Source organism: Sneathia sp. DSM 16631, assembly GCF_014892235.1.
GTDB classification, from domain to species: domain Bacteria; phylum Fusobacteriota; class Fusobacteriia; order Fusobacteriales; family Leptotrichiaceae; genus Sneathia; species Sneathia vaginalis.
In genome coordinates this window covers 1-1,259 of sequence record NZ_JADBHL010000035.1, presented here as the reverse complement: position 1 = coordinate 1,259, position 1,259 = coordinate 1, and the positions used below count along the sequence as shown (strand labels likewise).

Here is a 1,259-nt window from a genome sequence, read left to right as displayed (position 1 = left end):
GCAAAAGAAGGTAAACAAAAAGCAACAGAAATCAAAGCAACATTAGTAAATCCAGATGGAAGTACAACTACACCAACTACAAAATTAAGAGTAGCAGATGGAAGCATAGAAAAAGATTCAAAAGATGCAATAAATGGTGGACAATTACACACTGAATTAGGTAAGAAGTTAGATGTTACAACATATAATAAGGATAAAGAAACATTTGTAACTAAAACAGAATTAAAAGATTCAGAAGTAGAAGTTGAAGGAACAAAAGATGAAATAGTAGTAACATCAGGAACAAAAGCAGATGGTAAAGGTACAAAATATACTGTAAAACTAGAAGATGCATTAAAAACAAAAATTAATGGAGCATTACAAACAAGTACAGCAGAAAGTACATATGCAAAAGTAGATGGATCAAATGTAACAGGTTTAGATGATACAAAGAAAAAAACATGGGCAACAGGAATAGGGACATCAAGTATTGGTGCTACAACAAAAGATCAATTAGTAACAGATAGTGCAGTAAAAACATATGTAGATGGAAAAGGACTTAAATTTACAGCAGATAATAAGTTAGATAATTTAGTAAAATTAGGTGAAACATTAAGTATAGTAGGAAGAATAGGAACAGATCATTTAGGAGTAAAGACATGGAAACATGGACCAAATGATCAACAAGATAAACAAGAAGACTATACAACAGAAAATGTAACAACACATTATGAAGATAAAAAGTTGTTTGTAGGAATAAAAGAAAATCCAACATTCAAGAAAATAACATTGAAAGATGGAGAAACTAAACAAGTAGACTTAACACCAACAACAGATGGATTATCATTGAATAATAAGAAGTTAACTGGTTTAGCAGATGCTACTTCAAATACAGATGCAATTAACAAGAAACAATTTGATGATGCATTAAAGGGAAAAGTAGATTCAACAGATTTAAGTGGATATGCAAAAGTAGATGCTTCTAATTTAGATAAAACTAATGAAACAACAAATAGAGATAAATGGATTAATAAATTAGGTGCAACAAGCATAAATAAAAATACTACTGATAATTCTAATAATGGTAAATTAACAACAGAAAAAGCTGTAGTAGATTATGTAAAACAAGAAATCGAAACTGTTAATAAGGGTATAGGAAATAATACTATTGCATATAAAGCAAATAGTGGCGATTCAAAGACTACAACATTAACAACTGGATTTGATTTTACATCAACAGACTTAAAAATAACAACTGAAAATGATGGAAAAGTTACATT

1 pseudogene is annotated in these 1,259 nt (G+C 29.1%); it reads left to right on the top strand.

The window, feature by feature from the left end:
• A pseudogene (locus IMK15_RS06295) lies at positions 1–1,259 on the top strand (hypothetical protein); the annotation flags it as partial.